Genomic DNA, 26,900 nt, shown 5'->3' on the forward strand with positions numbered 1-26,900 from the left:
CGCACGTCAGCGCTGCGCGTCGCCGAAGATCAGCGACACCTCGTTGTTGCCGAGCGGGTGGCCGAGCAGGTTCAGCAGCCCCGCGAGGTTCGCCTGCTGCTCGGGCGCCGAATGCGCGGTGCCGCGGAACGAGCCCTGGCCAGGGCCGAAGTTGCCGTGGCCGTCGAGGAACAGCGGGCCCTGCGTCGTCGACAGGTCGAGATCGGCGCCGGCCCCCTTCGCCTGCAGCACCGCGCGGTACGAACCGAGCGGCTTCACGCGCGATACGCGCGAACTCATCGAATCGATCGTCACCGTCAGCTGGCCGAACGCGTTGTTGCCGATCAGGCGCCAGTCGCTCCAGCCGAGCCGCACGTCGCCCTGCAGGTCGAGCGTGTTGAACGGCGTGCCGAGCCCGGCGAGCAGCGATGCGGGCACGGCCATCGTGCCTGCCGACAGTACCGCGCCGCGCCACGTCGCATCGAGCGTGACCGCATCGGGCATCGCCTCGGTCTGCCGCATGCGCATCTGCACGCGCCCGGTCAGCAGCGGCCAGAAGCCCGTGGTCCATTCGACCCGGCCCGGCAGCAGCGTCGCCGCGCTCTGGTCGGCCCCCGGCGCGAGCATCAGCGTGCCCGAACCGTGCCACAGCGACCCGTCCGGATCGACGAGATTCACATGCCCGCCGGTCGCGCGCGCGAACTGCGGCGCGATCCATGCGGCCGGCGCGAGTGCGACGAGCGTCACCGCCGTCGCCAGGCCACCCGCCAGTACCCACGGCAATGCGGTGGCGAGCCGCTTGATCCCCGGCCTCATCGGCCGACCGCCACTTGCGTCATCCACTGCGTCATTTCTGCGTAGACGGTTGCATCACGGCCGTCAGGTCGACCTGGCCATCGTCCTTCAGCGCGGTGGCATGCGCCTCGCCGACCTGCACCTTGAATTGCCGGCGTGCATCGTCGAGCCACTGCGTCCACGCCGGGAACGACACGTTCTTCATCTGGACCTGCACGCCGTTGCCGACGATCTGCACCTGCGCGCCCTGCAGTCCGTGATCGGACAGCGACGCGGTCAGCGCGTCCTTCAGCGCGAGGCCGGTCGGTGCCACGCCCTGCGCGGCGGCAGTCAGCGACTTCGCCTCGTTCGCCTGCGCGGTCATCTGCGCAAGCTCGCGGCGCATCGTCGGCAGCTCGCGCTGGATCCGCGCGCGGCCTTCCTGCGCGGGCGACCACAGCACCGAATACGCGATCGCGACCGCCAGTACGGCGCCGCCCCAGCCGAGCAGCATCTTTTCGCGCTGGGAGCGCTCGCCCCAGAACTGGGCCAGCGTCTGGTTCAGTTGTTCCGTCTTCATGAGCGGCTCCGGATCGTCCATTTGCCCGTATTGCTGTCGACTTCGCCGGACAGTCCGTTACGCGCGAGGCGCTGCGTGAAATCGGGATCGACCTTGACCTCCGGCTTGAAGCCGACGTCGAGCCGCCGGTCGTGATAGTCGAGCGACGCGATGCCGTTCAGCGGCAGCGCGCCCATCGAACGCGACAGCCCGCTCGACAGCGCGAGGAAATCGTTCGGCGACAGCTCGCCGGCCGCCAGGCGCAACTGGTCGAGCTGGCGCTGCATCTGCGCGGGCGGATCGAGCACCGTCGTCGTCTTCGGGAACGCGGACAGCAGCGTCTCGGTGATCTGCGCGGACAGCGCATCGCGCTCGCGCGACAGCTTCCACCAGTGCAGGTTCATCCCGACCACCGCCACGCCGAGCGTTGCCGCGACGAGGGCGAGCGGCACGCGCAGGCGCTTCACCGTCGCGCGGTCGAAGCGCCACGGCTGCGATTCGAATTCGAACTGGCACAGGTCGAACTTCTCGGTCAGCGCGCGCCGCGCGAACGCATCGAACGACAGCGGCGCGGCGCCCGGCAGCAACGGGCCGCCGTCGGTGCGTCCGACCGATGCCAGGCGAGGCTCCGCACCCGGTTCGCCGAGTTCGTACAGTTCGACGTCGCCGCCGCGCGCGAGCGCGGCCAGCGTGCCGGCCGCGCGCGACGCGGGCGCCGCGAAGCCTTCGCCGAGTGCACCGCGCGCGACCGCGAGTTCGAGGCGTGCCGCACCGGCCGCAACCGGCTGCGCGCCGGCCTCGACGAGCACCTGCTCAACCGATGCCGCGAGGCCAAGCACCGCGGCCACCGTCGCCGGGCGGGCCGGCGGTTCCTCGACTGCGTCCGCGGCAACCGCAGCGGCGTCGACTTCGCCGTCGGCCGGTGCGGCGGTCGCGGCTGCCGATGCATGCGGCGCCGGCAGGCAGCGGGTCGCGGGCACCGCGCTCAGGTGCCGGTGGCCGGCCGCCGTGAACGCGTCGCAGATCGTGCGGAACCATGCGCGATCGACGACGGCCAGCACGCGGCGCCCGTCGGGCAGCGCGTCCGGATCGAGCGCGATATGGCAGCCGAGCGGATCCTGGATCAGCTGATCCTCGACGATGTTGGGCAGCGCCTGGCGCAGCTTCGGCCCCTTCAGCGGCGGCACCGTCGCGGCCAGCAGCAGCACGTCGCGCGCGGCGACGATCAGCACCGTCGCATTCGCGCGCGGCAGCAGCGCGAGCGCGGCGCGGCCGGCGCGCTGCACATGGCCGGCCTTGTCGACGAGCGTGAACGGCAGCTCGGGCCACTGCCATTCCTGCAACGGCACGGCAGGCTCGCGCGGCGGCAAAGAAACAATCAACGTGCTCACAAGAGCTCCTCTCCCGATTGGCGTCGTTATAGCTGGTCGCGGATGCGCACGACCCGTGTCGAGTGCGTGGTCGGATCACGATACACGAGCGAGGTGCGATCGACCTCCGCGCGGTCGTGCTGGATCCGGCCATGCACGATGAAATAGCTCGAATTGACGTCGATGACGCTCGAGTCGAGCGTCACGTTCGGCGCACCGGCGCCGCGCAGCGCGAGCTGCACGTCGCCGACGTTGCGGAAAAACACGGTCTCGCGACGCGACACGAGCGCCTGCGCGGACGATACGCTCATCCCCGGCATCAGCGCCGCGATCACCTCGGCCGGCGCGGTGTTCATGTTCACGGGCGTCGTGGTCGGCAGCACGGTGACGAACGGGCGCAGCCGCGCGACCATCTCGGGCGTCACGCCGTCGATGTCGAGCAGGCTGTCGACGCCCGTCATCATCAGCGGCGCGGGCCCGCGGTCGCCGCCCGTCATGCCGGGATCGTCGGTGAAGCCGCCGCCGCCCTGCTGATCGGTCGCCACCGGCGCGGTGATAGGCGGCGCCGTGCCGCCACCCGGCAGCGTCGGCATCTGGAAACGCGTCGCCGAATTGAGCAGGCTCGCGCGCACCTGCAACGCGATGCGCTTCGCCAACGCGCCGTCGTATCCGAGCGTCGTCAGCAGGCGCTGGAACGCCTGGACCTGCGTGACGTTCAACTGCAGCACGCCGGGCGCCGGCGACGCCACGAGGTTGCGCAGGTTGAACTTCGCCTGGGCGTCCTCGATCGAGCCGGAGATATAGGTGTCTTCGCCGCCGTTGTCGTTGGGCGCGCCGATCCGGCCGAGGAAGTCCGACAGCTTCGTCTTCGCGATCGGCACGCCCCAGATCCCGCCGAGATACGTGATGCCGGGCGCCGTGTCGCCTTCGGAGCGCAGGATCATCCGCGTCCAGTCGAGCGCGCCGCGCGCGACCCACTGCGCCTGCGCGATCACGCGCTGGTTCTCGATGCGGCGAATCTGTACCTGCTGGCGCCACAGCATCCCCGAGACGAGGATCGCCGACAGCGCGACGACGAGCAGCGCGGTGATGATCGCCGCGCCGCGCTGGCGGCCGCGTGCCGGTACGCGACCGGCGGCACGGGCGGCAAGCCATGAGCGGTGAGGGCGCGCGCGCATCGTCATTCCCCGACGAGGAAGATGCGCGTGACCGGCACGCGCAGCGACGTCGCGCCGATGCTGACCTGCAGCCCCGTCACCGCGCGCGCAGGCGGCGCGTTGCCGATCTGCGGCACCTTGAGCGCATCGTTGTTCTGGGCAAGCGCTTCGTCGGCCGTCTGCAGGTTGGTGGTCCAGCCCACGCGCGGTACGTACAGCTTCGCGTCGATCGCGCCGACGCCGCCCATCAGCGCGACCCAGTTCCAGCCTTCGACGCTGCTGTCCTTCAGCATGCTGCGCAGCCGGTTCGCGTCGTCGATCGGCGGCGACGCATAGCGCACGACGCGCCCGCCGGCGATCCGGTAGCGGACCACCTGCAACCGCGGCGCGGCGCCCGGCACCTCGAGTTCGCGCACGATCTGCAGCGTATTGCCGGCGACACCGATCGCCGGCTGGCCGGCCTCGTCGTCGGTCGCGGCGAGCCGCGCGTCGATGCGCATCTGGTCGAACATCTGCGCGAACACGCGCTCGTCTTCCATCGCGGCCGCGACCTTGTCGCGACCGCGCATGATCTGGTCGAGCCCGCGCCACGCGAGGATCGCGACCACCGCGAGGATCGCGATCGCGATCATCAGCTCGATCAGCGTGAAGCCGCGGGCGGGGCGGGCGAGCGGGCGTCGCATCGGCGAATCAGAGCGGACGGCTGGTTTCATTCGCGACCACCGTCACCATCTGCGCGAGCACACCGGACCGCCCGGGCATGCTCACCGAAATCCGGACGCGCCGGAACACCGGGTTGGGCGTGGTGCTCACACGCTGCGTGCAGACGAGCTGCACGTTGCCTTGCGAGCAGTCGAAACTTTGTTCGCCGATCTCCGGCCACGCGTGCGTGAGCCGTATCTGCGCGAGCGCGTTGTCGGCGCTCCAGCCGGCGAGCAGCCGGCGATGAAGATCGGACGCGTTGGTCGCCATCGTGCCGACCGCGCGGATCGACGCGGCGAGCGCAACCGCGATGATCGCGAGCGCGACCAGCACTTCGATCATCGTGAAACCACGGCCCGAAGGAAGTCCCCTTGAGGGGCGCGATGAAGAAACGGAAGAGGGCAGGCGACGACGCATCGTCATTGCACCTCGTAGCGGCCGTTGCCGGTGCCGACGATCGTCGCGCTGCCGACGGCCGAATGCAGCGTCACGCGCACCGGCGTGTCGATGCTCTCGGTACCGAACACCACACGATTCGCATGCGTGTCGGACCCCGGATAGTCGATGTCGGCGCCCGTGACGCCACCGTCCCAGTCGCGCGGGCGCAGCAGGTCGTCGCGCAGCGTGCGCCAGCCGTCGGGCGAGCTCACGTCGAAACGAAAGCCGTGCGCGGTCGGCAGCCACGCGATCGGCCGGGCACGCACCTGCGCTTCGTCGCCGGCCGTCTCGAACAGCAGCGCGATACGCTGCGCTTCCTCGCGCAGGTCGGTGCGCGGATTGCGCGTGAGCGACAGCGACGCGAGCGACACGAGCAGCCCCGCGATCACGAGCACGACCAGCATTTCGAGTAGCGTGAAGCCGCGCGCGCGATGACGCCGCGCACCGTGCAACGCCTGCCCGCCGTCGGCCCGCGCCGGCACGGACGAAGCCGCGCCGCGACGCACACGGCGATCGCGGCCGCAGCGGAAGGTCGTGCGAATGGCGAGCATGAAGAACGGGAACGAAGCGTCGGGCCGGTCAGTGAGCGCTTATTGCCACGAACCGATGTCGGTGTCGTTGCCTTCGCCGCCTTCCTTGCCGTCGGCGCCGTAGCTGAACACGTCGATCTCGCCGTGCACGCCCGGGTTCAGGTACTTGTACCCGTTGCCCCACGGATCGTTCGGCAGGCGCTCGAGATAGCCGCCGTCCTTCCAGTTGTTCGGGATCGGATCGGTGGACGGCTTCTGGATCAGCGCGTTCAGGCCCTGATCCTGAGTCGGGTAGCGGCCGTTGTCGAGACGGTACAGCTTGAGCGCCTGCATGATCGTGCCGATGTCCTGCTTCGCGGCGATGCGGCGTGCCTCGTCCGGGCGGCTCATGATCTTCGGCACGATCAGCGCCGCCAGGATCCCGAGGATCGCGACCACCACCATGATCTCGATCAGCGTGAAACCGCGCTGACGACGCACGGCCGCGTTGCGGCGAGTGATCCACGTTTGCATGACTGACTACCTCTTTCCAAAAAATGTCGTTGGTTGAGTGACGCACCCGGCGCACCGGACGATTGCCTGACGGCAACCTTCCGAACCCGCGGGCGCGGAGCACGCATTGTAAGGCGCGCATTGCCGAGGGCTTTCACCCAACGCAAATTTCACATACATCCGTACAATAGCGCGCATGAACGCGCTCTCGATCCGGATCCTCTCCCTAGCCCTCTTCGCGGGTTTGTGCGCGACGGCCACCTACTGGGTCGTCACGCTGTCAGCCCGCGAAGCGCCGCTGCCCGCCGCCGCCGCGCGGCTGCCGATCCGCACCGAGGACGCCGCGGCGCTCTTCGGCGGTCAGCTCGACAAGAATCCCGTGCAGGACATTCACCTGTTCGGCATCCTTGCGCTCGACCACGGGGGTGCCGCGATCGTCGGTATCGGTGGCGAACCGCCGCGCGCCGTGTCGCTCGGCGCGGACGTCACGTCCGGCGCGAAGCTCGCCGAAGTCCGCCCCCGCTCGATCGTCGTCGAGCGCAACGGTGCCCGCACCGAAGTCCAGCTTCCCGCCAACACGCCGTCCCCGGCGATCTACGTACGCTGAAGCAGAAGGCGACGGCCCGACCAACGGTCAGGCCGTCACTGCACCATGTTGTTCAGCTCGATGATCGGCAGCATCACGGCCAGCACGATCACGAGCACGATGCCGCCCATCGCCAGGATCAGCAGCGGCTCGAGCAGGCTCGTCAGGAACATCGTGCGACGCTCGAGCTCGCGCGCCTCGCCTTCGGCCGCGCGATCCAGCATCGTCGTCACGTCACCCGTCGCTTCGCCTGAACGGATCAGGTGCACGAGCACCGGCGGAAACGTCTTCACGTTGTTCAGCGCGCGCGACAGCGCGGAGCCTTCGCGCACGCGTACGATCGCGTCGTCGATGTTCGCGCGCATCGCGCGGTTCGACAGCGTCTCGCCGGCCGCCTGCAACGCGCGCAGGATCGGCACGCCCGCCGCGGTGAGGATGCCGAGCGTGCTCGCGAAGCGCACCGTGTTGTAGCCGCGCACGAGCTTGCCCGCGAGCGGCGCGGTCAGCACCCAGCGGTCGAACGCGAGGCGCGGCCCGTCGCGTGACAGCGTCGCCTTCACGAACCACACGACGAGCACGACCGCGATCAGGATCGCCCACCACCAGTGCCGCACGAAATCCGACAGCGCCATCATCACGATCGTCAGCACGGGCAGCTGCTGCTTCGTGCTCGCGAACACGTTGACGACCTGCGGCACGACATAGCTCAGCAGGAACGTGACGATGCCGAATGCGATCAGCGTGACGATCCCCGGATACGTGAACGCGAGCAGGATCTTCTGCTTCAGCGCGTTGCTCTGCTCGATGTAGTCGGCCAGGCGCGACAGCACGATGCCGAGCTTGCCGGTGTGCTCGCCCGCCGCGACGAGCGCGCGGTAGATTTCCGGGAAGTCGCGCGGATGCTGGCCCAGCGCATTCGCGAGCGAATGGCCGCCGAGCACCTCGGCGCGGATCGCGGCCATCAGTTCGCGGATGTAGTCGCGCTCGGCCTGCTCGGTCAGCACGCCGAGCGCCTCGTCGAGCGGCAGCCCCGCGATCAGCAGGCTCGCGAGCTGGCGCGTGAGGATCGCCTGTTCGCGCTGCGACAGCTTGCGGCCGAACGCGAGCCGCTGCGACCGCGCCCCGCGCGTCGCGCTGGCGGCCGGCTCGACGACGAGCGGCGTAAGACCCTGCGTGCGCAGCTGACCGCGCGCGGCACGCGCGCTGTCGGCATCGATGACGCCTTTCTGCGCGCGGCCCGCCGCATCGATTGCTTCGAAACGGAATGCCGGCATCGCGCTATGCGCCTCCCGTCACGCGCAGCACTTCCTCGAGCGACGTCGCGCCGGACGCGAGCCAGCGCTCGGCGTCGTCGCGCAACGTGCGCATCCCTTCCGCACGGCCGGCGGCGAGAATCTCCGCGTCGGCCGCGTTGCGGTGGATCAGCGAGCGGATCGACTCGTCGACCAGCAGCAGTTCGTACACACCGCGCCGGCCCGAATAACCCGAATGCCCGCACTTGTCGCAGCCGACCGGATGCCACACGGTGCGGCCTTCTTCCTCGCGTTCTTCCTTGCAGACGGGGCAGAGCTGCCGCACGAGCCGCTGCGCGAGCACGCCGAGCAGCGACGACGCGAGCAGATACGGCTCGACGCCCATGTCGGTCAGACGCGTGACGGCCGACGCCGCATCGTTCGTGTGCAGCGTCGCGAGCACGAGGTGGCCCGTCAGCGATGCCTGCACCGCGATCTGCGCGGTTTCGAGGTCGCGGATTTCGCCGATCATGATCACGTCCGGATCCTGGCGCAGGATCGAGCGCAGCGCACGGGCAAAGGTCATCCCGATCCGCTCGTTCACCTGCGTCTGGCCGATGCCGCCGAGGTCGTATTCGATCGGGTCCTCGACGGTCATGATGTTGGTCGTCGCGGTTTCGAGCCGCGACATCGACGCATACAGCGTGGTCGTCTTGCCCGAACCCGTCGGGCCCGTGACGAGCACGATGCCGTGCGGGCGCGCGATCAGCTTGTCGAACTGGCTGAGCGTGTCGCGGCCCATCCCGAGCGCTTCGAGGTTCAGCCGCGCCGCATCCTTTTCCAGCAGACGCAGCACCGCTCGCTCGCCGTGCCCGGTCGGCAGCGTGGACACCCGCACGTCGACCGGCCGGCCGCCGACGCGCAGCGTGATGCGGCCGTCCTGCGGCAGGCGCTTCTCCGCGATGTCGAGCTGCGCCATGATCTTGATCCGCGAGATCAGCGCACCGTGCAGCGCCTTCTTCGGCCGCACGACGTCGCGCAGCGTGCCGTCGACGCGAAAGCGCACGACCGATGCGTTCTCGAACGGCTCGATGTGGATGTCCGACGCCTGTTCGCGCGCCGCTTGCGTGAGCAGCGCGTTGATCATCCGGATGATCGGCGCATCGTCTTCCGATTCGAGCAGATCCTCGACTTCGGGGATATCTTGCATCAGCCGCGACAGGTCGACTTCGCCTTCGACCTCGCCGACCACCTGCGCGGCGCTGCCGTCCTGGCGCGCGTACGCATGGTTGATCGCCTGCACGAGCTCGTCGGCCGGCACGCGATGCACGGAGATCGAGCCGAAGTTGCGCGCGATCTCCGCAAGCGCGGCGTCGCTCGTGCGTTCGCTGATCCACACCTCGAGCGTGTCGTCGAGCTGATGCGCGATCAGCACCTGGCCGCTCTTCGCGAAGCCGTACGGCAACAGGCGCGCGGCGAGCGGCGATGGCGGCTGCCGTTCGCCCGGCGCGCCGTCGTGGGCGGAAGAGGCGAGCACGTCGCTCACTGCGACGCTCCCGGCGCGGCCGTCAGCGGCCGTTGCGGTACCGTCTGCTGTGGCACGCTCAGCGGCTGCGCGGGCGTCGCTTCCGGCAACGGCTGGGCCGGCACGGGCACGACCTGGCGCTGCAGCTGCTGGCGACGCATCTTGTCGAGATCGAACAGGTTGCCGGCCGGCGTGCCACCCTGGCTCGGCCCCAGCGGCATCGGCGGGACGATCGGATCGTCCTTGTCGCGGATCACGTTGTTGTCCGACTTGTATGCACCCGTCACGCCCTGAATATAGTCGTAGCGGTTGGACGTGACTTCCTGCGCGGTGCTGCGATCGGAGATGATCACGGGGCGCAGGAACACCATCAGGTTGGTCTTCTGGCGCACCTTCGATTCCGAACGGAACAGCTGGCCGATCCACGGAATGTCGCCGAGCAGCGGCACCTTGCTGTTCGACACCTGGTAGTTGTCCTGCATCAAGCCGCCGAGCACGATGATCTCGCCGTTGTCCGCGAGAATCGTCGACTGGATCGAGCGCTTCGTGAAGGTCGGGCCGGTCTGCGCATTCGTCGTGCCGCTGACGACCGCCGAATCTTCCGTGTAGAGCTGCAGCTTCAGGATCCCGCCTTCGGTGATCTGCGGCTTCACGTGCAGCGTCAGGCCGACGTCGCGACGGTCGTAGGTATTGAACGCATTGCTCGTCGTGCCGCTCGTCAGGTTCGAATACGAGCCGGTCGCGATCGGCACGTTCTGGCCGACGACGATCTTCGCTTCCTCATTGTCGAGCGTGACCAGGTTCGGCGTCGACAACACGTTCGCGTCGCTCACGCCCGCGAAATACTGCAGCAGCGCACCGAGCCCCTGCACGCCGAACATGTTGTGCAGCCAGCCGATGTTGAGCCCTTGGCTCAGCGCTCCGAGATTGTTGGCCAGCCCGCCGCCGGTGACGCCGCCCGTGGTGCTGGTTACGCCCGCCGTCAGGTTGATGATGCTGTTGCCCAGGCCCAGCCCGGGGTTCAGGTTCGTGCCGCCGAGGAACTGGCCGCTCGCCACCTGCCACTGGATGCCGAGGTTGCCCTGCGTCGTCGAGTTCAGCTCGACGATCAGCGCTTCGATATAGACTTGCGCGCGCCGCGCATCGAGTTGGTCGATCACCGAGCGCAGGTTCCGGTAGACCGGATCCGACGCGGTGATGATCAGCGAGTTGGTCGCCGCATCGGCCTGGATCATCCCGCCCGGCTGGTTGTCGTCGCCCTTTTCCTTGTCGCCGCCGAGCAGGCCGGCGCTGCCGAGGCTGCCGCCGGACGACGAACCGCTGCCGTACGACGATGACGACGAACCGCCGAGGCCGCCCGACGGCAGCGGCGGGGTGCCGGACGTGCCGGTCGAGAAGTTGCCGCTCGACGACGAGCCGCCGCTCTGGTTGAAGCTGTTCGCATCGTTGGACGACGCCGACGAGCCGCTGTCGCTGCCGCTGCCCTTGCCGAGCATCCCGCGCAGCGTCTTCGCGAGCTTCACCGCATCCGCGTTGCGCAGCGGCACGACGTGCATGTTGCCGGGCACCGCGCTCGGCGCGTCGAGCTGCTGCACGAGCCGCTTCGCGGCCGCAAGGCGCGACGCGCTCGATGCGCGCAGCATCAGCGAGTTGGTCCGCGGGTCGGCCGTGACCGACACCTTCAGCGTCGCGTCGCTGTTGCCGATCGCGCCCGGGTCGAGCATTTTCTGCAGTTGCGCGGCAAGGTCGATCGCGTTCGCGTTGCGCAGCGGAACGATCTGCACCTGCGCGCCCGCGGCGCTGTCCACGCCCGAGATGATCTGCGCGATGCGCCGCACGTTGTCCGCGTAGTCAGTCACGACGATCGTGTTGTTCGCCGGGTAGGCCGTCACGGTGTTGTTCGGCGAGATCAGCGGCCGCAGCACGGGCAGCAGGTTGTTCGCCGATTCGTTGTGCAGCTCGAACACCTGCGTGATCACTTGATCGCCGCGCGCCTGCGGCGCATTGCCGACGTAGGTCGGCACGCCCTGCAGTTTCGCGTCGGCCTCGGGCACGACCTTCAGCACGCCGTGATCCTGCACGAGCGCGAAGCCCTGCATGCGCAGCGCCGACTGCAGCGTCTTCAGCGCCTGGTCTTCCGGCACCGGCCGTTCGGCGACGAGGTTGAGCTGCCCCTTCACGCGCGGGTCGACGATGATGGTCTTGCCGGTTGCGGCGCCGATCGCCTTGGCGACCTGGTCGATATCCGCATTCACGAAGTTGAGCGTGACCTGAGCGTAGGCGGCCTGCGAGACGATGATGCCGGCGACGATCAGGGTCGTGGCGACACGCCGCATAACGAAGCGATTTCTTGTCATGGATGAATGGGTCGATGCCGGCTCAGGCCACTTCCGGCGGTAGTGCTGGGATCCAAGTCCGAAAGAGGCGACATTAGCAGTTTTTCATGTCCGAAATATCACATTGATCCGAGGACTGTCTCACATACGACATGTATCGGGCGAACCGTATGCAATATGTAAGCTTTAACGCTATTCTCGGCATACCGGCCATCGCCCCCGTTTCATGAAGAACCGACACGGAAATGCGGTATAACCGGGCTGCCGTATTCCTGTATGTCGCAAGCTGACGGACTGTCGGTATGATACGGGCGGCACGATTCTTGTCGCATGAATAACAGGCACGGGTTTTCCCGACCCTCACGCATTTTCTTGTCGATTTCGCACCATGAACAGACGGTTCGTTTCGATTGCGTTAATCGCCGCCGGCGTGTGTTTCGCCAGCGCGAACGCTCGCGCGGACTGTTTCGACGAGGCCGCTAAATATCAGCAGGTCAATCCGCTGATCCTGCGCGCAATCGCGTGGCAGGAGTCGCGCAACCGCCCCGCCGCGCTGAACAAGAACACGAACGGCTCGGTCGACTACGGCCTGATGCAGATCAATTCGATCCACCTGCCGACGCTGTCGCGCTACGGGATCGGCCGCGACACGCTGATGGAACCGTGCAAGAACGTCTACATCGCCGCGTGGCATCTCAAACAGAAGATGAACCGCTACGGCAATACGTGGCAGGCGGTCGGCGCCTATCATTCGGAAACCCCGTCGCTGCGCGACAAGTACGCGCGGCAGATCGCCGGCATCCTGACGCAGTGGAAGCTGCTGCCGCCCGTGCAATGACGCGGCGGCGCAGCGCGGCCTGACGCCGTACCGGCCGGCCGGCGCGCGTTTGATGCACAATGCGGGCTCACGCCGCAATTTCGCCCGTCCGCGGGACGATCGCGCCCCGGAAGGGCGCCACGGCCGCTTTTTCAATTTTTCCGTTGGTGCATATCGCTATGAATCCGGCAATGAACCAGCCGTTGCCCGTCACCGTGCTGTCCGGCTTCCTCGGCGCCGGCAAGACCACGCTGCTCAATCACATCCTCGCGAACCGCGCGGGCCTGAAAGTCGCCGTGATCGTCAACGATCTCGCGGCGGTCAACATCGACGCATCGCTCGTACGCGACGCGCAGGCGCTGTCGCACGTCGAGGAACGCCTCGTCGAGATGTCGAACGGCTGCATCTGCTGCACGCTGCGCGACGACCTGCTCGTCGAGATCCGCACGCTCGCGTCCGAAGGCCGCTTCGACGCGATCATGATCGAATCGACCGGGATCGCGGAGCCGATGCCGATCGCCGAAACCTTCACGTTCGTCGACGACGACGGCACGTCGCTGTCGGCAATCGCGCGGCTCGACACGCTCGTCACCGTGGTCGACGCCTACAACTTCCTGCGCGACTACGGCTCGGACGACGCGCTCGCGACGCGCGGCATCGCCGCATCGGAAGAGGACGACCGCACGCTCGTCGAGCTGCTGATCGAGCAGATCGAATTCTGCGACGTGCTGGTGATCAACAAGGCCGACCTCGTCGCCGCGGACGACCTCGCACGCCTGCAGCACATCCTCGCGCGACTCAATCCGCGCGCGCACCAGGTCGTGTCGACGTTCGGCAACGTGCCGCTCGACGAAGTGCTGAACACGGGCCGCTTCGATTTCGACGAAGCCGCGAACGCACCGGGCTGGCTCGCGTCGCTCGATCACGATCACACGCATTGCGACGACCCGGACTGCCATGACGAACATCATGCGCACGTGCACGGCGAAGCCGACGAATTCGGCATCGGCAATTTTGTTTACCGCGCGCGCCGGCCGTTTCATCCGGCGCGACTCTGGGCGCTGCTGCACCAGGAGTGGCCGGGCGTGCTGCGCAGCAAGGGCTTCTTCTGGCTTGCGACGCGCAACGACATCGCGGGCTCGCTGTCGCAGGCGGGCGGCGTATGCCGGCATGGCCCGGCGGGTCTCTGGTGGGCCGCGCAGGATCGCGCGGAATGGCCGGACGACGACGAGCTGCTCGGTGAAATCCGCGCGGAATGGCACGGCGATCTCGACGATCGCGCAGTAGGCGATCGCCGGCAGGAACTCGTGCTGATCGGCATCGCGCTCGACGCGGATGCATGGCGCGAGAAGCTCGATGCGTGCCTGCTGACCGATGCGGAATTTGCACTCGGCGCGGCGGGATGGCATGCGTTCGACGATCCGTTCCCGGCGTGGGATGTCGATTCGCACGATGACGACGATCACGGCGACACGCAGATCGTGCACGCGTAACGCGTTGTAAGAACAACCGTTAAATCTTGCAAGAGGGGCGCGGACTGTGGCGAAAATGCCGCGCGCGCCCAACAAAAAACCCGCCGAAAGGCGGGTTTTTCTTGGAACAGGCGCTGGTTTAACGCTTGTTGACGGCGTCCTTGAACGCCTTGCCAGCCGTGAACTTGACCGTCTTGGCTGCCGGGATCTTGATGGTTTCGCCGGTCTTCGGGTTGCGGCCCGTACGTGCTGCGCGCTTGCCCGAACCGAAGCTGCCGAAGCCGATCAGCTGAACCGCATCACCCTTCGACACGGCCTTCTTGATGACTTCGAGCAGCGTGTCCAGCGTTTCGCCGGTTTGAGCCTTGCTGGCGCCCGTTTGGGCGGCGACGGCGTCGATCAGTTCCTGTTTGTTCATTAAGGTTCCTTTATCAGGTTAGGTTGACACGAACAGCGCGAACGCGCCGATTATACGTGCGCGAACCGTGCCGTCGAGAGTCAGACTCCGACGACACAGCGCCGAATCCTGGCCCGCGCGACGCGCCTTCCGGTTAGCCGGCGGCCACCCCGCGGTACGGCGTTGCTATGATAGCGCAGCGCAAACCCAATAACGACAAGGGTTTCAAAGATTTTCATCGGTATTTCGCCGAATGAATCATCGACTGCCCGTTTTTTGACCAGCGCCAACCGGACAGGATACGCAGCGCGGTCCGCCCGAGCGCCGCCCCGTTGGCTTTTTCCAACGACCGGACGGACGGCCCCGCGCAATCCCTTGCCAGGCTTGGCTGCCACGTTTTTTGTTTCGCATGACCGACCGACTTGTTCCCGCCACATTCGCGCTTCGCGACGACGGCACGCTCGTCTCGCCCGAGTTCGGCGATCTCCATCGCGGCACATCAGGTGCGCTTGCGCATCGCGTGTTCGTCGCCGGCAACGGGCTGCCGACGCGCTGGCAGGGCCGCCGCACGTTCACGATCGTCGCGACCGGATTCGGCGCGGGCGGCAGCTTCCTCGCGGCCTGGGCCGCGTGGCGCGACGATCCCGCGCGCTGCGAGCGGCTGCATTTTGTCGCAGTCGAACCGCATCCGTTCTCGCGCGACGACCTGCGCCGCGCAGCTTCGCATATCGTTGCGGACACAACCATGTCGGCGAATGTCGATGCACTTGCCGACGCATGGCCGATGCTCGTACCGGGCCTGCACCGGCTCGAATTCGACGAAGGGCGCGTGGTGCTCACGCTCGCGTTCGGCGATGCGATCGACATGCTGGGGAAGATCGTTGCGCGCGCCGACGCGTTCTGCGTCGACGGCTTCGCATCATCGAGCGACGCGGATCTCCGATCGACTGACGTGGTTCGCGCGCTCTCGAAAATCGCCGGCGAACACGCGACGTTTGCAGCACATGCGAATTCCGACGTGTTGAAACACGCACTCGGCAAATCGGGTTTCACGTATCGCGAGGCCGACGATCTGCTCGTCGGCGAATATGCGCCGCGCTGGCGCGCGCGCCGGCACGAGCCGCCGCTCGCGCTGCCTGTTGCGACACGTCGCGCGATCGTTATCGGTGCGGGCCTGGCGGGCTGCGCGGTCGTCGAACGCCTGGCCGCGCGCGGCTGGGAAGTCACGCTGATCGAGCGGCACGACCGGATCGCGAGCGAAGCGTCGGGCAATCCGGCCGGCGTATTCCATCCGCTGATGACACGCGACGACAATGTCGCGAGCCGGCTCACGCGCGGCGGCTTCCTGCACGCGATCGCGCGCTGGCGCGCACTCGAACGTGCGGGCCACGCATTCGCGCGCAGCACGCACGGGATGATCCATCTCGCGGAATCAGCCGAGGATTTCGCACGGATGCGCGATGCATTCGATGCGTTCGGCGCACCGTCCGACTTTGTGTCGCTGCTCGACGCCGATGCCGCGCGCGCCCATCTGAACCTGCCGGTCACGCAGGGCGGCCTGCTGTTTCCGCACGGCGGCGCCGTCTGGCCGGCCGGCCTTTGCGCGGCCCAATACGCGGCGGCCGGCGAGCGCGTGCGCTTGCTCGCTTCCACCCGCGTTGCACGACTCGAACGGCGGGGCGACGCATGGCATGCGCTCGACGACGCGGGCGGCACGCTGGCCGAAGCGCCCGTCGTCGTGCTCGCGAATGCCGGCGACGCCGCGCGTCTCGCCGGGCTGCAGCATGTCGCGCTGCAACCGGTGCGCGGCCAGCTCACGTTGCTGCCGCCCGGCACCACGGCGCCGCTGCCGTGCCCGACGATCGGCGACGGTTACGCGGTGCCGCTCGACGACGGTACGCTGCTGATCGGCGCGACGTTCGAACCCGACGATGTCGATCCCGCGATGCGCGCGGCCGGCCACCTCGAAAATATCGAGCGCGTACGGCATCTGCTGCCGGGCCTGATCGGCGACCTGCCGGATCCCGACACACTGCGCGGCCGCGTCGCGTTCCGCTGGGTCGTCGGCGACCGCCTGCCGCTGCTCGGCCCGCTCGCGGACGAAGCGGGTGCCGTCGCCAATGCACGCGCGCTCAGCGGTGCGCAGGCGCGCGACCTGCCGCGCCTGCCCGGGCTCTACGGCGCATTCGGCTTCGGCTCCCGCGGCCTCGTGTGGGCCGCGCTCGGCGCCGAACTAATTGCATCGCAACTCGAAGGCGAGCCGTGGCCGCTCGAGCGCGAACTCGCCGATGCCGTCGATCCCGCACGCTTCCTGATCCGCGTGTTGCGCGCGCGCCGCGTCGGCCAGGACGGCTGACCGCTCACCCGAGCGACTCACAGTTTCCAGACTTTTTCACGCAAGGTTATCCACTCGATGCTGTGGATAACCGCGCGGAATCCGCACGCACTTCGTGTGCAATCACAGTGGACGTAAACTGGGCAACTCGGCACAGCTGTGAGACGGTCCGAAAGTTGCTCAACTCAAACCTCTGTGCACGAACAGTCTGTGCAACGGGTTATGGGCGCTCCAACACCTTGATCTGTCGACGTAAACCGAAGTTATCCACAGAACTGTGCGTCCTTTGTTAACTTCTACTACGTATATATACAAGTAAACCTTTGAAACCAAAGACCTGCGGTGCCGCACAGCGCCGCGAGTCGATTCAATGGGTTCCAGACCGAAAAAGCTGTGGCACAATCGGTTTCCTTCGCGTTCATCCGGCCAGGCGCCGGACATGCTTCAATGGAACGGTCGGCACGATTTCGAATCTGAATCTTCGAGACTGCGCAGTCCGTTCACACACCAGGCCGACAATCCAGATCGGCAACCTGAACGACTTTCCGCCCTGTGGCGGAAAAGGCGGATCCCATGTCCCGCCGTCGTCGACACAACAATCACATTCGGGGCGATACCCAGCCGGCGCGCATCCATTTCTGACGCTTGATCCCGTGTCGCTGGCGGTCGCTTCCAAAGGAGAAGTCACCACGATGAAGTCGGCGTTCTCATTCCTGCCCAACTGGCCGCTCACGCCGGATGCCGTGTTCTGGGCCGGGCTCGCGTTGTTCGCGGCCGGCCTGTGTGGCGAGCTTTGCTATCGCGCATGGCGCCTGCCTCGCATCACCGGTTATGCGGTGATCGGCCTCATCGCCGGATCGTTCGGATTCGGCGTGATCGATGCAAGCACCGACGAAACCTCGCGGCTGCTGATCGACGTCGCGCTCGGCCTGCTGCTGTTCGAGCTCGGCAGCCGTCTCGACCTGCGCTGGATCCGGCGCAATCCGTGGCTCGTCGCATCGAGCCTGGCCGAAGCCACGCTGACGTTCGTGCTGGTGCTGTTCGTGATGCTCGCGCTCGGCGTATCGGGGATGGTCGCGCTGGTGCTGTCGGCGATCGCGATCGCGACATCGCCGTCGATGGTGATCCAGCTGAAGACCGAGCTGCGCGCGGAAGGGCAGGTGTCGCAACGCCTCATCACGCTCACCGCGCTCAACAGCGTCTATGCGATCGTGCTGACCAAGCTCGTGACGAGCTGGCTCCACCAGGAAGCGTACGGCAACGTGTTCGCGACGATCCTGCAGCCGCTCTACCTGATCGCCGGTTCGTTCATCGTCGCGTATGTCGTTGCGCGTTCGTGCAACTACCTGTTCCGCCACATGACCGCGACGATGCGCGACGAGCATTCGTTCGTTGCGTTGTTCGGGCTCGTGATGCTCGCGATCGCCGTCGCCCAGGCACTGAAGCTGTCGACGCTGCTCACGCTGCTGCTCGCCGGCATCATCGTGAAGAACCTCGAAGCACGCCCGCAACTGTGGCCCGAGCATTTCGGCACGGCCGGCTGGCTGCTGACGGTGGTCCTGTTCGTGCTCACGCTCACGTCGTTCACGTGGGGCGATATCGCGCTCGGCGGTCTGCTTGCAATCGTGCTGATCATTACGCGGCTCGTCGCGAAGCTGGCCGGCGTCGTCGCGTTCGCGAAGCCGAGCGGCATCGGGATGAAGCAGGGCATCGCACTCGGCATCGCGCTCACGCCGATGTCCGCGCTGTCGTACCTGCTCGTCGACGACACCTACCAGCTCTATCCGAATTTCGACCCGCACCTGCGCGCGATCGTGATGTGCACGATCGTGATCCTGCAGCTCGTCAGCCCGTTCATCGTCTACCGCTGCCTGTCGGCGGTCGGTGAGCGCAGCGACAGCAACTGATTCCGGAACCTGCCATGGCACTCGAAACCTTCGTCAATTCCGAGCCGTTCACGTTCGGCGTCGAACTGGAGATCCAGGTCGTCAACACGCACAACTACGACCTGACCAAAGCGGCATCCGACCTGATGCGCCTGATCCAGGGCGAGACCTTTCCGGGCAACATCACGCCGGAAATCACCGAGAGCATGATCGAGCTGTCGACTGGCATCTGCCATTCGCACGAGCAGGCGGTGAACGAGCTGCACGCGATCCGCGACGTGCTCGTGAAGGCGGCCGACCAGCTCAACGTCGGGCTGGCCGGCGGCGGCACGCATGCGTTCCAGCAATGGAGCGACCGGCAGATCTACGATGCGCCGCGCTTCCAGTACATCTCCGAGCTGTACGGCTATCTCGCCAAGCAGTTCACCGTGTTCGGCCAGCACGTGCACATCGGCTGCCCCGATCCCGACAGCGCGCTGTTCCTGCTTCACTCGATGTCGCGCTTCATTCCGCATTTCATCGCGCTGTCCGCGTCGTCGCCTTTCGTGCAGAACGTCGACACCGGTTTCCATTCGGCACGCCTGAATTCGGTGTTCGCGTTCCCGCTGTCGGGCCGCGCGCCGTTCGTGCTGACCTGGGACAGCTTCGAGGAGTACTTCACGAAGATGGTGAACACCGGTGTCGTCAACTCGATGAAGGACTTCTACTGGGACATCCGGCCGAAGCCCGGCTACGGGACGATCGAGGTGCGCGTGATGGACACGCCGCTGTCGGTCGACCGTGCGGCGGCGATCGCCTGCTACATCCAGACGCTCGCGCGCTACCTGCTGACCGACCGGCCGCTGAAGCTGTCGGAGGACGACTACCTCGTCTACACGTTCAACCGTTTCGAGGCGTGCCGCTTCGGGCTCGAGGGCACCTGCGTGAATCCTCAGACGGGTGAGCGCCGCACGATCGCCGAAGACATCCTCGACACGCTCGACCGGATCGCGCCGCATGCGGCCGCGCTCGGCTCGCGGGCGGCGCTCGACGAGATCGGCGCGCTGGCCAAGGCGCGCGTAAACGACGCATCGTGGTTGAGAACCGTTTTCAAACAGGAAAAATCGCTCAATGAGACGGTCCGCCAGCAGTGCTTACGTTGGCGCGAGTGAAAAAATGTTTTGCAGATTACGGGCTCGACCGAGTCGCGATTCACTGAACGACCGGCGGCCCCGATTGCGGCCGAAATCGTTGCCGGTTGTCCTGAAAATCTGTGGATAACCTGATATTCCGCTGCAAAGTCAACGATCTGTGCGCGGGATAACCCGGTGGATCATTGCGGTCGTCCCGATGGCCGATCCGAACAGGAAAATGCCCATACGCACCGTTTGGCGGGCGTTCGGCATTGCAGGCACAACGAAAAATTTTGGTTATCCAGTGATTTTCCACAGAATGAAGGGGATAACTTAGCTGTGCGATTTTCCGCTCTCGCTTAGAATGTCGGCTTTGCGGACACCGGAACGATGAGTGTCTTACCGGTCGCCGCGAACGCGACCGCCGCGTGTGCCCTCGCGACGGCCGTGCTGACGCACTCGCAAGAGCGTGTCTGTTTTGAGATAGACATTCGATCTCCACACTACGGCCGCTCGGCAAACCGGGCGGCGGCAAAGCGAAAAGACTATGAGCGAAGGCGTTTACGGGAATCAGGCTTCGGGACGTGTGACCCACAGCCTGCTGCGGTTGAGTACGGCCATGCGAAGCCAGGCATGGGATTGGGCGGAAGGCGCTGGCCTGACGCCGACGCAGGGCGAGATTCTCGTGCTGCTGCTGCAGCGCAAGGGCCCGATGCGGCTCGGCGAGATCGCGCGCGAGACGCAGCTGACCGCGGCGACCACGAGCGATGCGGTGAGCACGCTCGAGACCAAGGGTCTCGTCGAGAAGCGCCGTGCGCTGGACGATGGCCGTGCGCTGGCCGTGCGCCTGTCGGCCCGTGGCCGGACGGCCGCGAAGAAGGCGCTGCAATGGCCTGAATTCCTGACGAAAGCGGTCGGCAAGCTCGGCGCGGACGAGCAGGGCGCACTGTATCGCGCGCTGCTGAAGACGCTGCGCGAGCTGCAGGTGGCCGGTGCGACGCCGCCGCAGCGCATGTGCGTGACGTGCGCCCATTTCCAGCCGGGCAAGCTGTCGAAGAAGACCGTGCATCACTGCGCGGCGCTCGACATCTCGATGTCGGACAGCGATCTGCGTCTCGACTGCTCGGTGCAGGAAGAGGCCGACGCGGCGACGCAGAAGAAGACCTGGAAGATTTTCGCAGGCTGACGTCCGTCGATCGACCGGGAGGCCGATGATGAACGCTGAAGTCGTGGCGATCCGCCACGTGCATTTCGAGGATCTCGGGAGCTTCGAGCAGGTGCTCGGCGAACGGGGCCGGCGGGTGCGCTACGTCGACGTCGGGTCATCGCGGGTCGAGGTGCTCGACGTGCTCGAGCCTTCGCTCCTCGTGGTGCTCGGCGGGCCGCTCAGCGTGTACGACGATGCGCAGTATCCGACGATCGCGCCGCTCGCGGCACTCGTGCGCAAGCGCATCGACGCCGGGTTGCCGATCCTCGGGATCTGCCTCGGCGCGCAGTTCATCGCCCGGGCGCTCGGTGCGCGCGTCTATCCGGCCGCGCAGCACGAACTCGGCTGGGCGCCGCTGACGCTCACCGACGCCGGCCGCGCATCGCCGCTGCGCCATCTCGATGGCACGGCAACGTCGATGCTGCACTGGCATGGCGACACGTTCGATCTGCCGGGCGGGGCGATGCATCTCGCATCGACACCGGCCTGCCGTCACCAGGCATTCGCATGGGGCCAGCACGTGCTGGCGCTGCAATGCCATCCGGAAATCCGCACCGATCGCTTCGAACCGTGGCTGATCTCGAACGCCGGCGAAATCGCGGCGACGCCGGGCATCGACGCGCGCCAGTTGCGCGCCGATACCGCTCAGCACGGCCCCGCGCTCGAGGCGGCCGCGCGACGCATGTTCGCGGAGTGGCTCGACAGCGTCGGACTCTGACGCTGCCAGCGGCGGCGCCGTTCGCCGCGAAGGCGGTGCCCGGCCCGCATCCGTTGCAGGCCGGCGCATCGCCGTATGCGCTACCTTTTCCCCATTGCCGGCAACCGGCCGCCGGCCGTACCTGACCATCCGCTTACTGCCGGGTGCGCCTTCTGCACGCTTGCAGCCTGCGTGCTACGCTCGTTCGCTCTTTCCTTTCCTGGCGAGCGGCCTCCATGACTGCGCTGTTTTCCCCGTTCACGCTGCGCGGCGTGACCCTTCCGAACCGGATCGTGATCTCCCCGATGTGCCAGTATTCGGCCGAACGCGGCGAGGCGACCGACTGGCACATGATTCACCTCGGCCATCTCGCACTGTCGGGCGCGGGGCTGCTCTGCATCGAGGCGACCGCGGTGGAACCCGACGGGCGCATCACGCATGGCGACCTCGGCCTCTGGGACGATGTGACCGAAGCTGCGCTGAAGCCGGTGCTGGCCGCGATCCGCAAGCATTCGCCGGTCCGCGTCGCGATGCAGTTGTCGCATGCGGGGCGCAAGGCATCGAGCAACGTGCCGTGGCAGGGCGGTCAGCTCGTGTCGGTTGCCGACGGCGGCTGGTTGCCGCATGCGCCGTCGGCCGTGCCGCACAAGGATGGCGAAACGCCGCCGCTCGCACTCGATGCCGCGGGCCTGAACCGGATCCGCGAAGCGTTCGCGGCGTCGGCGAAGCGGGCCGCACGGCTCGGTATCGACGCGATCGAGGTGCATGCGGCACACGGCTACCTGCTGCACCAGTTCCTGTCGCCGCTCGCGAACCAGCGCACCGACGAATACGGCGGCTCGCTCGAAAACCGCATGCGCTTTCCGCTCGAGATCTTCGAGATCGTGCGCGCGGCGTTTCCGGAGGACCGGCCGGTCGGCGTGCGCGTGTCCGCGACCGACTGGGTCGAAGGCGGCTGGGAGCTCGACGATACGATCGCATTCGCGCACGAACTGAAGCGCCGCGGCTGCGACTGGATCGACGTGTCGTCCGGCGGCGTGTCGCCGCTGCAGAAGATTCCGCTGTCGCCCGGCTACCAGGTGCCGTTCTCGCAGGCGGTCAAGCGCGCGGTCGGCATGCCGACGATCGCCGTCGGCCTGATCAACGAGCCCGCGCATGCAAACCGTCTCATCGAAGCCGGCGATGCCGATTTCGTCGCGATGGCGCGCGCGATGCTGTACGACCCGCGCTGGCCATGGCACGCGGCGGCCGAGCTCGGCGCGCAGGTGACGGCGCCGCCGCAATACTGGCGCTCGCAGCCGCGCGAGCACAAGGCGTTGTTCGGCGACATCGCATTCGGCCAGCGTTGAACACCGCGCGCGCAATATTGCGCGTGATGTTGAACGAAGCAATCGTGAACGTGTAGGATGCGGGTGATTCGCCGCATGCCCCGACGCGGCACCGACCGGTGCCGCGTTTTCGTTTTGCGCGACGCCAGGCCGCGATCGCGGCCGCCTTTCATTCAAGTCGTCTTCACAAGGATTCGTTCGATGAGTTCACGCAGGATCGCGGTGCGCCGCTCGGGAGTACACGGCAAGGGCGTGTTCGCCGTGGCGCCGATCAAGGCCGGCGAGCGCGTAGTGGAATACAAGGGCGAGCGAATTTCGTGGAAGGAAGCACTGCGTCGCCACCCGCACGACCCGAGCGAACCGAACCATACGTTCTACTTCGCACTGGACGAGGGCGGGGTGATCGACGGCAAGATCGACGGCAACAGCGCGCGCTGGATCAACCACTCGTGCGCGCCGAACTGCGAAGCCGAGGAAGTCAAAGGCCGCGTGTTCATCCACGCGCTGCGCGACATCGGGCCGGAAGAGGAGCTGTTCTACGACTACGGCCTCGTGATCGATGCGAAGCTGACGAAGTCGCTCAAGCGCGAATACGCGTGCCATTGCGGCGCGGCGTCGTGTCGCGGCACGCTGCTCGCGACGTCCGACGACGGCGGAAAGAAGAAAAAGAAGAAGGACAAGAAGGACGGCAAGTCCGAGTCCCGATCGAAGGACAAGAAAAGCAAGAAGTGACGCAGGCGGCAGCGCATCGTGCGCTGCCGCTACCGTTTCAGCGGATGGCTGCCGCGTCGCGCAGCCGTGCTTTCCACCTTCCTCATCCGGCGTGCGGCCCGATCAACGGCCGCCCGCCGCGAATCGCTCAGTGTGTCGACGCGGCGGCCGGCGTCTCGCTGGCCGGCTTCTCGGTGCGCGCGATCAGCGGCACCCTCACCACGAAGCGCGAGCCGCCTTCCGATGCATCCTCGTACGATACGGTGCCGCCGTGCATCGCGATGATGTCGTGGACGATCGCGAGGCCGAGCCCGGCACCCGTCTCGACACCGTTGCCGCTTTGCGCGTCGCCGCGGAAGAAGCGCTTGAACAGGTCGGCCTGCTGGTTGGCGGGCACGCCGGGGCCGTTGTCCTCGACGACGATCTCGGCGGCCGGCTGGCCGTCCTCGAGCGCACCGCGTGCGACGTTCACCGTGATGCGCGCGCCGTCCGGCCGCGCGAGCGGCACGTACTTCAGCGCATTGTCGAGCAGGTTCGCGATTACCTCGCGCAACAGCACGGGGTTGCCGCGCACGACCAGCTTCTCGTCGTCGCCAGGATCGTCGGTGCGCTGGAAGCCGAGGTCGACGTGCGACGCGAGGGCGCGCGGCACCCATTCGGCACCCGTCTCGAACGCCATCGCCGCGAGGTCGACGTCGACGAATCGCGCGGCCTGTTCTCCCGGTTCCGCACGGGCGAGCGACAGCAACTGGTTGGACAACCGCACCGCGCGGTCGGCGGCCGCGCGCAACTCGCGCACCGCGGCGAAGGTCTGGTGCGGGTCGCGCGCAACGGCCGCCTGCTCCGCGTGCAGCTTCACGGCCGTGAGCGGCGTGCGCAACTGGTGCGCGGCGTCGGCGATGAACTTGCGCTGCGCGTCGAGCGCGGTCTTCAGGCGGCCGAGCAGTGCGTTCATTGCACTCGTCAGCGGCCGGATTTCCAGCGGCACCTCGGTTTCGTCGACCGGTTCCAGCGACGTGTGGGTTTGCCGGTTCAGCGAATCGGCCAGATGCGTGAGCGGGCCGAGCTGCTGGTTCACGACGCGCCACACGATGCCCCAGCCCGCGAGCAGCAGCAGCAGGAGCGGCATCATGATCGCGACGAGGAATTCGGCGGCGATCCGGTAGCGGTGCCGCACCGGCTGCGCGACCTCGACGACCATCGGCTTGCCGCCATCGACGTCGTCCACGCGCACCTGTGCAACCCGTACCGCGCGGTTGTCGTATTCGGCCTCGAACACGTACGCGTGATGCATGCGGCGCACGTTGATGCCCTGCAGCGGCAGTTTCGGATCGCCGGCGAGTTCCTGCTCGCCGTCGCTGATCCGGTAGATCAGCGCTTCGGCGGGATCGGAGAACATCGCCTGCGCGAGCGGCGGCACCGTGAACGGCGCGTCGGGGCCGGCGATCTGGATCTGTTTGGAAATGGCGGTCGCGAGATCGGCGAGCGAGCGGTCGATCACGTGCTGCGTGTATTGCCACGCGAGCCAGTAGGCGATCAGGCCGCTCATCAGCGCGAGCATCGACAGCGGGGCGGCGAGGCGCCGGAGCAGCGAGCGGCGCAGGCTGGTGGTCACAGCCGGATCAGGAGACATTTCGACGGGCAAATGGATAAGCGCCGCTCACGAGGAGCGGCGCGGTCTTGCGCCGGGCGGCGACGCGAAGCAGCACGCGCACGCGGACGGCACGTGGCCGCCCCGTGCGCGGCGCCGCTCAGACGCTCGCCGTCTGGCGGATTTCCTGCAGCAGGTAGCCGAAGCCGCGCACCGTGACGATTTCGACACGGCACTGCTCGAGTTTCTTGCGCACGCGGTGCACGTAGACTTCGATCGCGGTGTCGCCGAGATCGCCGCCGAAGTGCGTGAGGTGATCCTGCAACTGGGCCTTGCTGACGACGCGGCCGTGACGCAGCAGCAGCATTTCGAGCACCGCGAATTCGCGCGGCGACAGTTCGAGCGGCTTGTCGTCGTTGAAGATGCGGCGGTCGACGCCCGACAGGCGGACACCGCCGAGCGACACTTCCGGACGCGGCATGTCGCTGTGCGGGCCGCTGCGGCGCATCACCGCGCGGATGCGCGCTTCGAGCTCGGCCGGCTCGAACGGCTTGAGCATGTAGTCGTCGGCGCCCGAATTCAGGCCCTGGATCCGGTCGTTCAGCTCGTCGCGTGCGGTCAGCACGATGACGGGCGTGTGGCGGTTGGTCTGGCGGAAGCGCGTGAGCAGCGTCATCCCGTCGATGCCCGGCAGGCCGAGGTCGAGGATCACGAGTTCGTGGCGGTTCTGTGCCAGCGCCTGTTCGGCAAAGATGCCGTCATGCACCATGTCGACGGTGAAGCCAGCCTGCTCGAGGCTGCTCTGGATACCGCGTGCGATGGGGCGGTCGTCTTCAATCAGAAGGAGTCGCATGAAGTTCGCTCAAGTACAATGGGTTGGCGGTTCAGGCACGCGGACAGCACGACGCCGTTTCCACAGGGGCGCCGCAACACCTGACATCAAGCATGGCGGCCAGCGAACGATTAAATCCAAACATGTCCGATATTTCGATCAACGACCTAGAAGCCGCGATCAATTTCTGGCGCGCCCGCTCGCCGTCGAGCGGCGACGAACTCAAACTCTGCGAAGAGGCCAGCGCGCTTTCCAAGCCGTATGCGCTGCTGATTGTACAGCGCGAAAGCGCGCTACAACTGGAAGGTTTGGACCCCAAGGCGCGGAATGCGTACGAGACTTACGTGCGCCTTAAGGATGGCTTGGAAAGCTGAAGGCTTTCGCTGACTACATCCTAGAAAACGTTCATCGAAATGAAAAGTTGACGCGCCGCGCATCGAAAGACACGCGGCGGTAGAGGAAGGCCTCAGGCGGCCGGGTGCGCGTGCGCGCCGGCACGGTCGATAAACAGTGCCAGTTCGATGTCGCGTTCGGTCAGGCCGTCGGCATCATGGGTCGACAGCGTGACGTCGACGCGGTTGTACACGTTGAACCATTCCGGATGGTGGTTCATTTCCTGCGCCTTGATCGCCACGCGCGTCATGAAGCCGAACGCTTCGTTGAAATCGGCGAAGCGCAGGCTGCGCTGGATCGCGTCGCGGCCCGGTACGGCCGTCCAGAGCGGCAGGCCTTCGAGCCGGGTCTTGCGTTCTTCTGATGTGAGCTTGTGGATCATCTTGCACCTCTCTGTCGGTAACGGCGCCCGCGCGCGGCTGAGCCGCGCGGCGAAGCCGGC

General features: G+C 66.9%; 26 protein-coding genes. 11 read left to right on the top strand and 15 right to left on the bottom strand.

Features of this window, described 5'->3' with window-relative positions; translation table 11 throughout:
• Positions 1–6 precede the first annotated feature (6 nt).
• From BCO18175_RS27375 to gspG, 8 genes are read right to left on the bottom strand one after another with little or no spacing between them, the layout of a single operon-like run.
• Positions 7–795, bottom strand: a complete 789-nt coding sequence (locus tag BCO18175_RS27375) for a type II secretion system protein N (protein ID WP_174970706.1) — start codon at positions 793–795, stop codon at positions 7–9.
• 31 nt (positions 796–826) lie between these two features.
• Entirely contained in the window at positions 827–1,333 is a 507-nt protein-coding gene (gspM, locus tag BCO18175_RS27380; RefSeq protein WP_174985709.1) for a type II secretion system protein GspM, read from the bottom strand.
• Complete coding sequence (gene gspL, locus BCO18175_RS27385; RefSeq protein WP_174985711.1) at positions 1,330–2,703, bottom strand: type II secretion system protein GspL; 1,374 nt, start codon at positions 2,701–2,703, stop codon at positions 1,330–1,332. Before gspL ends, gspM begins: the two co-directional genes overlap by 4 nt.
• Before the next feature lie 26 nt (positions 2,704–2,729).
• A complete protein-coding gene (gspK, locus tag BCO18175_RS27390) occupies positions 2,730–3,860 on the bottom strand; it encodes a type II secretion system minor pseudopilin GspK (protein ID WP_174985714.1) in 1,131 nt (376 codons plus the stop codon).
• A 2-nt stretch (positions 3,861–3,862) separates the two neighbouring features.
• Positions 3,863–4,522, bottom strand: coding sequence for a PulJ/GspJ family protein (locus BCO18175_RS27395; protein WP_174917317.1), 660 nt, complete (start codon positions 4,520–4,522; stop codon positions 3,863–3,865).
• Between the two features lie 7 nt (positions 4,523–4,529).
• Positions 4,530–4,958 (bottom strand): type II secretion system minor pseudopilin GspI, encoded by a 429-nt coding sequence (gene gspI / locus BCO18175_RS27400; RefSeq protein WP_277403735.1) that lies wholly within the window; start codon positions 4,956–4,958, stop codon positions 4,530–4,532.
• 2 nt (positions 4,959–4,960) lie between these two features.
• Complete coding sequence (locus tag BCO18175_RS27405; protein WP_174970694.1) at positions 4,961–5,530, bottom strand: GspH/FimT family pseudopilin; 570 nt, start codon at positions 5,528–5,530, stop codon at positions 4,961–4,963.
• Positions 5,531–5,569: 39 nt separating this feature from the next.
• Positions 5,570–6,022: a type II secretion system major pseudopilin GspG gene (gene gspG, locus BCO18175_RS27410; protein WP_011350483.1), complete on the bottom strand. Its 453-nt coding sequence runs from the start codon at positions 6,020–6,022 to the stop codon at positions 5,570–5,572.
• A 175-nt stretch (positions 6,023–6,197) separates the two neighbouring features.
• On the opposite strand from gspG, the gene BCO18175_RS27415 reads away from it, so the two are divergent.
• Entirely contained in the window at positions 6,198–6,608 is a 411-nt protein-coding gene (locus BCO18175_RS27415) for a general secretion pathway protein GspC (protein WP_174985716.1), read from the top strand.
• Between the two features lie 35 nt (positions 6,609–6,643).
• On the opposite strand, the gene gspF is transcribed toward BCO18175_RS27415, so the two are convergent.
• Genes gspF through gspD form a run of 3 tightly spaced genes read right to left on the bottom strand, consistent with a single transcriptional unit; the run spans position 6,644 to position 11,701 of the window.
• Positions 6,644–7,861: a type II secretion system inner membrane protein GspF gene (gene gspF, locus BCO18175_RS27420; RefSeq protein ID WP_174985718.1), complete on the bottom strand. Its 1,218-nt coding sequence runs from the start codon at positions 7,859–7,861 to the stop codon at positions 6,644–6,646.
• A gap of 4 nt (positions 7,862–7,865) precedes the next feature.
• On the bottom strand, positions 7,866–9,365 hold the full coding sequence (gene gspE, locus BCO18175_RS27425) for a type II secretion system ATPase GspE (protein ID WP_174985720.1): 1,500 nt from the start codon (positions 9,363–9,365) through the stop codon (positions 7,866–7,868).
• On the bottom strand, positions 9,362–11,701 hold the full coding sequence (gspD, locus tag BCO18175_RS27430) for a type II secretion system secretin GspD (RefSeq protein WP_174985722.1): 2,340 nt from the start codon (positions 11,699–11,701) through the stop codon (positions 9,362–9,364). Before gspD ends, gspE begins: the two co-directional genes overlap by 4 nt.
• Positions 11,702–12,068: 367 nt before the next feature.
• On the opposite strand from gspD, the gene BCO18175_RS27435 reads away from it, so the two are divergent.
• The gene (locus BCO18175_RS27435) at positions 12,069–12,518 is read left to right on the top strand and encodes a lytic transglycosylase domain-containing protein (RefSeq protein WP_174917311.1); all 450 of its coding nucleotides are present in this window, start codon (positions 12,069–12,071) and stop codon (positions 12,516–12,518) included.
• Positions 12,519–12,676: 158 nt separating this feature from the next.
• Positions 12,677–13,990, top strand: a complete 1,314-nt coding sequence (locus tag BCO18175_RS27440; RefSeq protein ID WP_174985724.1) for a GTP-binding protein — start codon at positions 12,677–12,679, stop codon at positions 13,988–13,990.
• Positions 13,991–14,108: 118 nt separating this feature from the next.
• On the opposite strand, the gene BCO18175_RS27445 is transcribed toward BCO18175_RS27440, so the two are convergent.
• Positions 14,109–14,387 carry an HU family DNA-binding protein gene (locus BCO18175_RS27445; protein ID WP_006401505.1) on the bottom strand — a complete coding sequence of 93 codons (279 nt, stop codon included), beginning with the start codon at positions 14,385–14,387 and terminating at the stop codon, positions 14,109–14,111.
• Positions 14,388–14,775: 388 nt separating this feature from the next.
• On the opposite strand from BCO18175_RS27445, the gene mnmC reads away from it, so the two are divergent.
• From mnmC to BCO18175_RS27480, 7 genes are all read left to right on the top strand, one after another.
• Positions 14,776–16,722: a bifunctional tRNA (5-methylaminomethyl-2-thiouridine)(34)-methyltransferase MnmD/FAD-dependent 5-carboxymethylaminomethyl-2-thiouridine(34) oxidoreductase MnmC gene (mnmC, locus tag BCO18175_RS27450; protein ID WP_174985726.1), complete on the top strand. Its 1,947-nt coding sequence runs from the start codon at positions 14,776–14,778 to the stop codon at positions 16,720–16,722.
• A gap of 671 nt (positions 16,723–17,393) precedes the next feature.
• On the top strand, positions 17,394–18,608 hold the full coding sequence (locus BCO18175_RS27455) for a cation:proton antiporter (RefSeq protein WP_174985728.1): 1,215 nt from the start codon (positions 17,394–17,396) through the stop codon (positions 18,606–18,608).
• Between the two features lie 14 nt (positions 18,609–18,622).
• A complete protein-coding gene (locus BCO18175_RS27460; protein ID WP_174985730.1) occupies positions 18,623–19,738 on the top strand; it encodes a YbdK family carboxylate-amine ligase in 1,116 nt (371 codons plus the stop codon).
• A gap of 508 nt (positions 19,739–20,246) precedes the next feature.
• The gene (locus tag BCO18175_RS27465) at positions 20,247–20,885 is read left to right on the top strand and encodes a MarR family winged helix-turn-helix transcriptional regulator (protein ID WP_043184842.1); all 639 of its coding nucleotides are present in this window, start codon (positions 20,247–20,249) and stop codon (positions 20,883–20,885) included.
• A 28-nt stretch (positions 20,886–20,913) separates the two neighbouring features.
• The gene (locus BCO18175_RS27470) at positions 20,914–21,624 is read left to right on the top strand and encodes a glutamine amidotransferase (protein WP_174985732.1); all 711 of its coding nucleotides are present in this window, start codon (positions 20,914–20,916) and stop codon (positions 21,622–21,624) included.
• Between the two features lie 215 nt (positions 21,625–21,839).
• The gene (locus tag BCO18175_RS27475) at positions 21,840–22,952 is read left to right on the top strand and encodes an NADH:flavin oxidoreductase/NADH oxidase (RefSeq protein ID WP_174985734.1); all 1,113 of its coding nucleotides are present in this window, start codon (positions 21,840–21,842) and stop codon (positions 22,950–22,952) included.
• Positions 22,953–23,132: 180 nt separating this feature from the next.
• On the top strand, positions 23,133–23,663 hold the full coding sequence (locus tag BCO18175_RS27480) for an SET domain-containing protein (RefSeq protein WP_174985736.1): 531 nt from the start codon (positions 23,133–23,135) through the stop codon (positions 23,661–23,663).
• A 127-nt stretch (positions 23,664–23,790) separates the two neighbouring features.
• Here the strand turns inward: BCO18175_RS27480 and BCO18175_RS27485 are convergent, their stop codons facing one another.
• Together BCO18175_RS27485 and BCO18175_RS27490 are read right to left on the bottom strand one after the other, a co-directional pair.
• Positions 23,791–25,275, bottom strand: a complete 1,485-nt coding sequence (locus BCO18175_RS27485; RefSeq protein WP_174985738.1) for a sensor histidine kinase — start codon at positions 25,273–25,275, stop codon at positions 23,791–23,793.
• Positions 25,276–25,393: 118 nt separating this feature from the next.
• Positions 25,394–26,086: a response regulator gene (locus tag BCO18175_RS27490; protein ID WP_006401494.1), complete on the bottom strand. Its 693-nt coding sequence runs from the start codon at positions 26,084–26,086 to the stop codon at positions 25,394–25,396.
• A 122-nt stretch (positions 26,087–26,208) separates the two neighbouring features.
• Between BCO18175_RS27490 and BCO18175_RS27495 the strand changes: the two genes are divergently transcribed.
• Positions 26,209–26,439, top strand: coding sequence for a DUF3717 domain-containing protein (locus BCO18175_RS27495; protein ID WP_039351485.1), 231 nt, complete (start codon positions 26,209–26,211; stop codon positions 26,437–26,439).
• Positions 26,440–26,531: 92 nt separating this feature from the next.
• Here the strand turns inward: BCO18175_RS27495 and BCO18175_RS27500 are convergent, their stop codons facing one another.
• Positions 26,532–26,840 carry a 4a-hydroxytetrahydrobiopterin dehydratase gene (locus BCO18175_RS27500; RefSeq protein WP_048247945.1) on the bottom strand — a complete coding sequence of 103 codons (309 nt, stop codon included), beginning with the start codon at positions 26,838–26,840 and terminating at the stop codon, positions 26,532–26,534.
• Positions 26,841–26,900 lie beyond the last annotated feature (60 nt).

The sequence above is a fragment of the Burkholderia lata genome (assembly GCF_902499335.1).
In the GTDB taxonomy this organism is placed as follows: domain Bacteria; phylum Pseudomonadota; class Gammaproteobacteria; order Burkholderiales; family Burkholderiaceae; genus Burkholderia; species Burkholderia lata_B.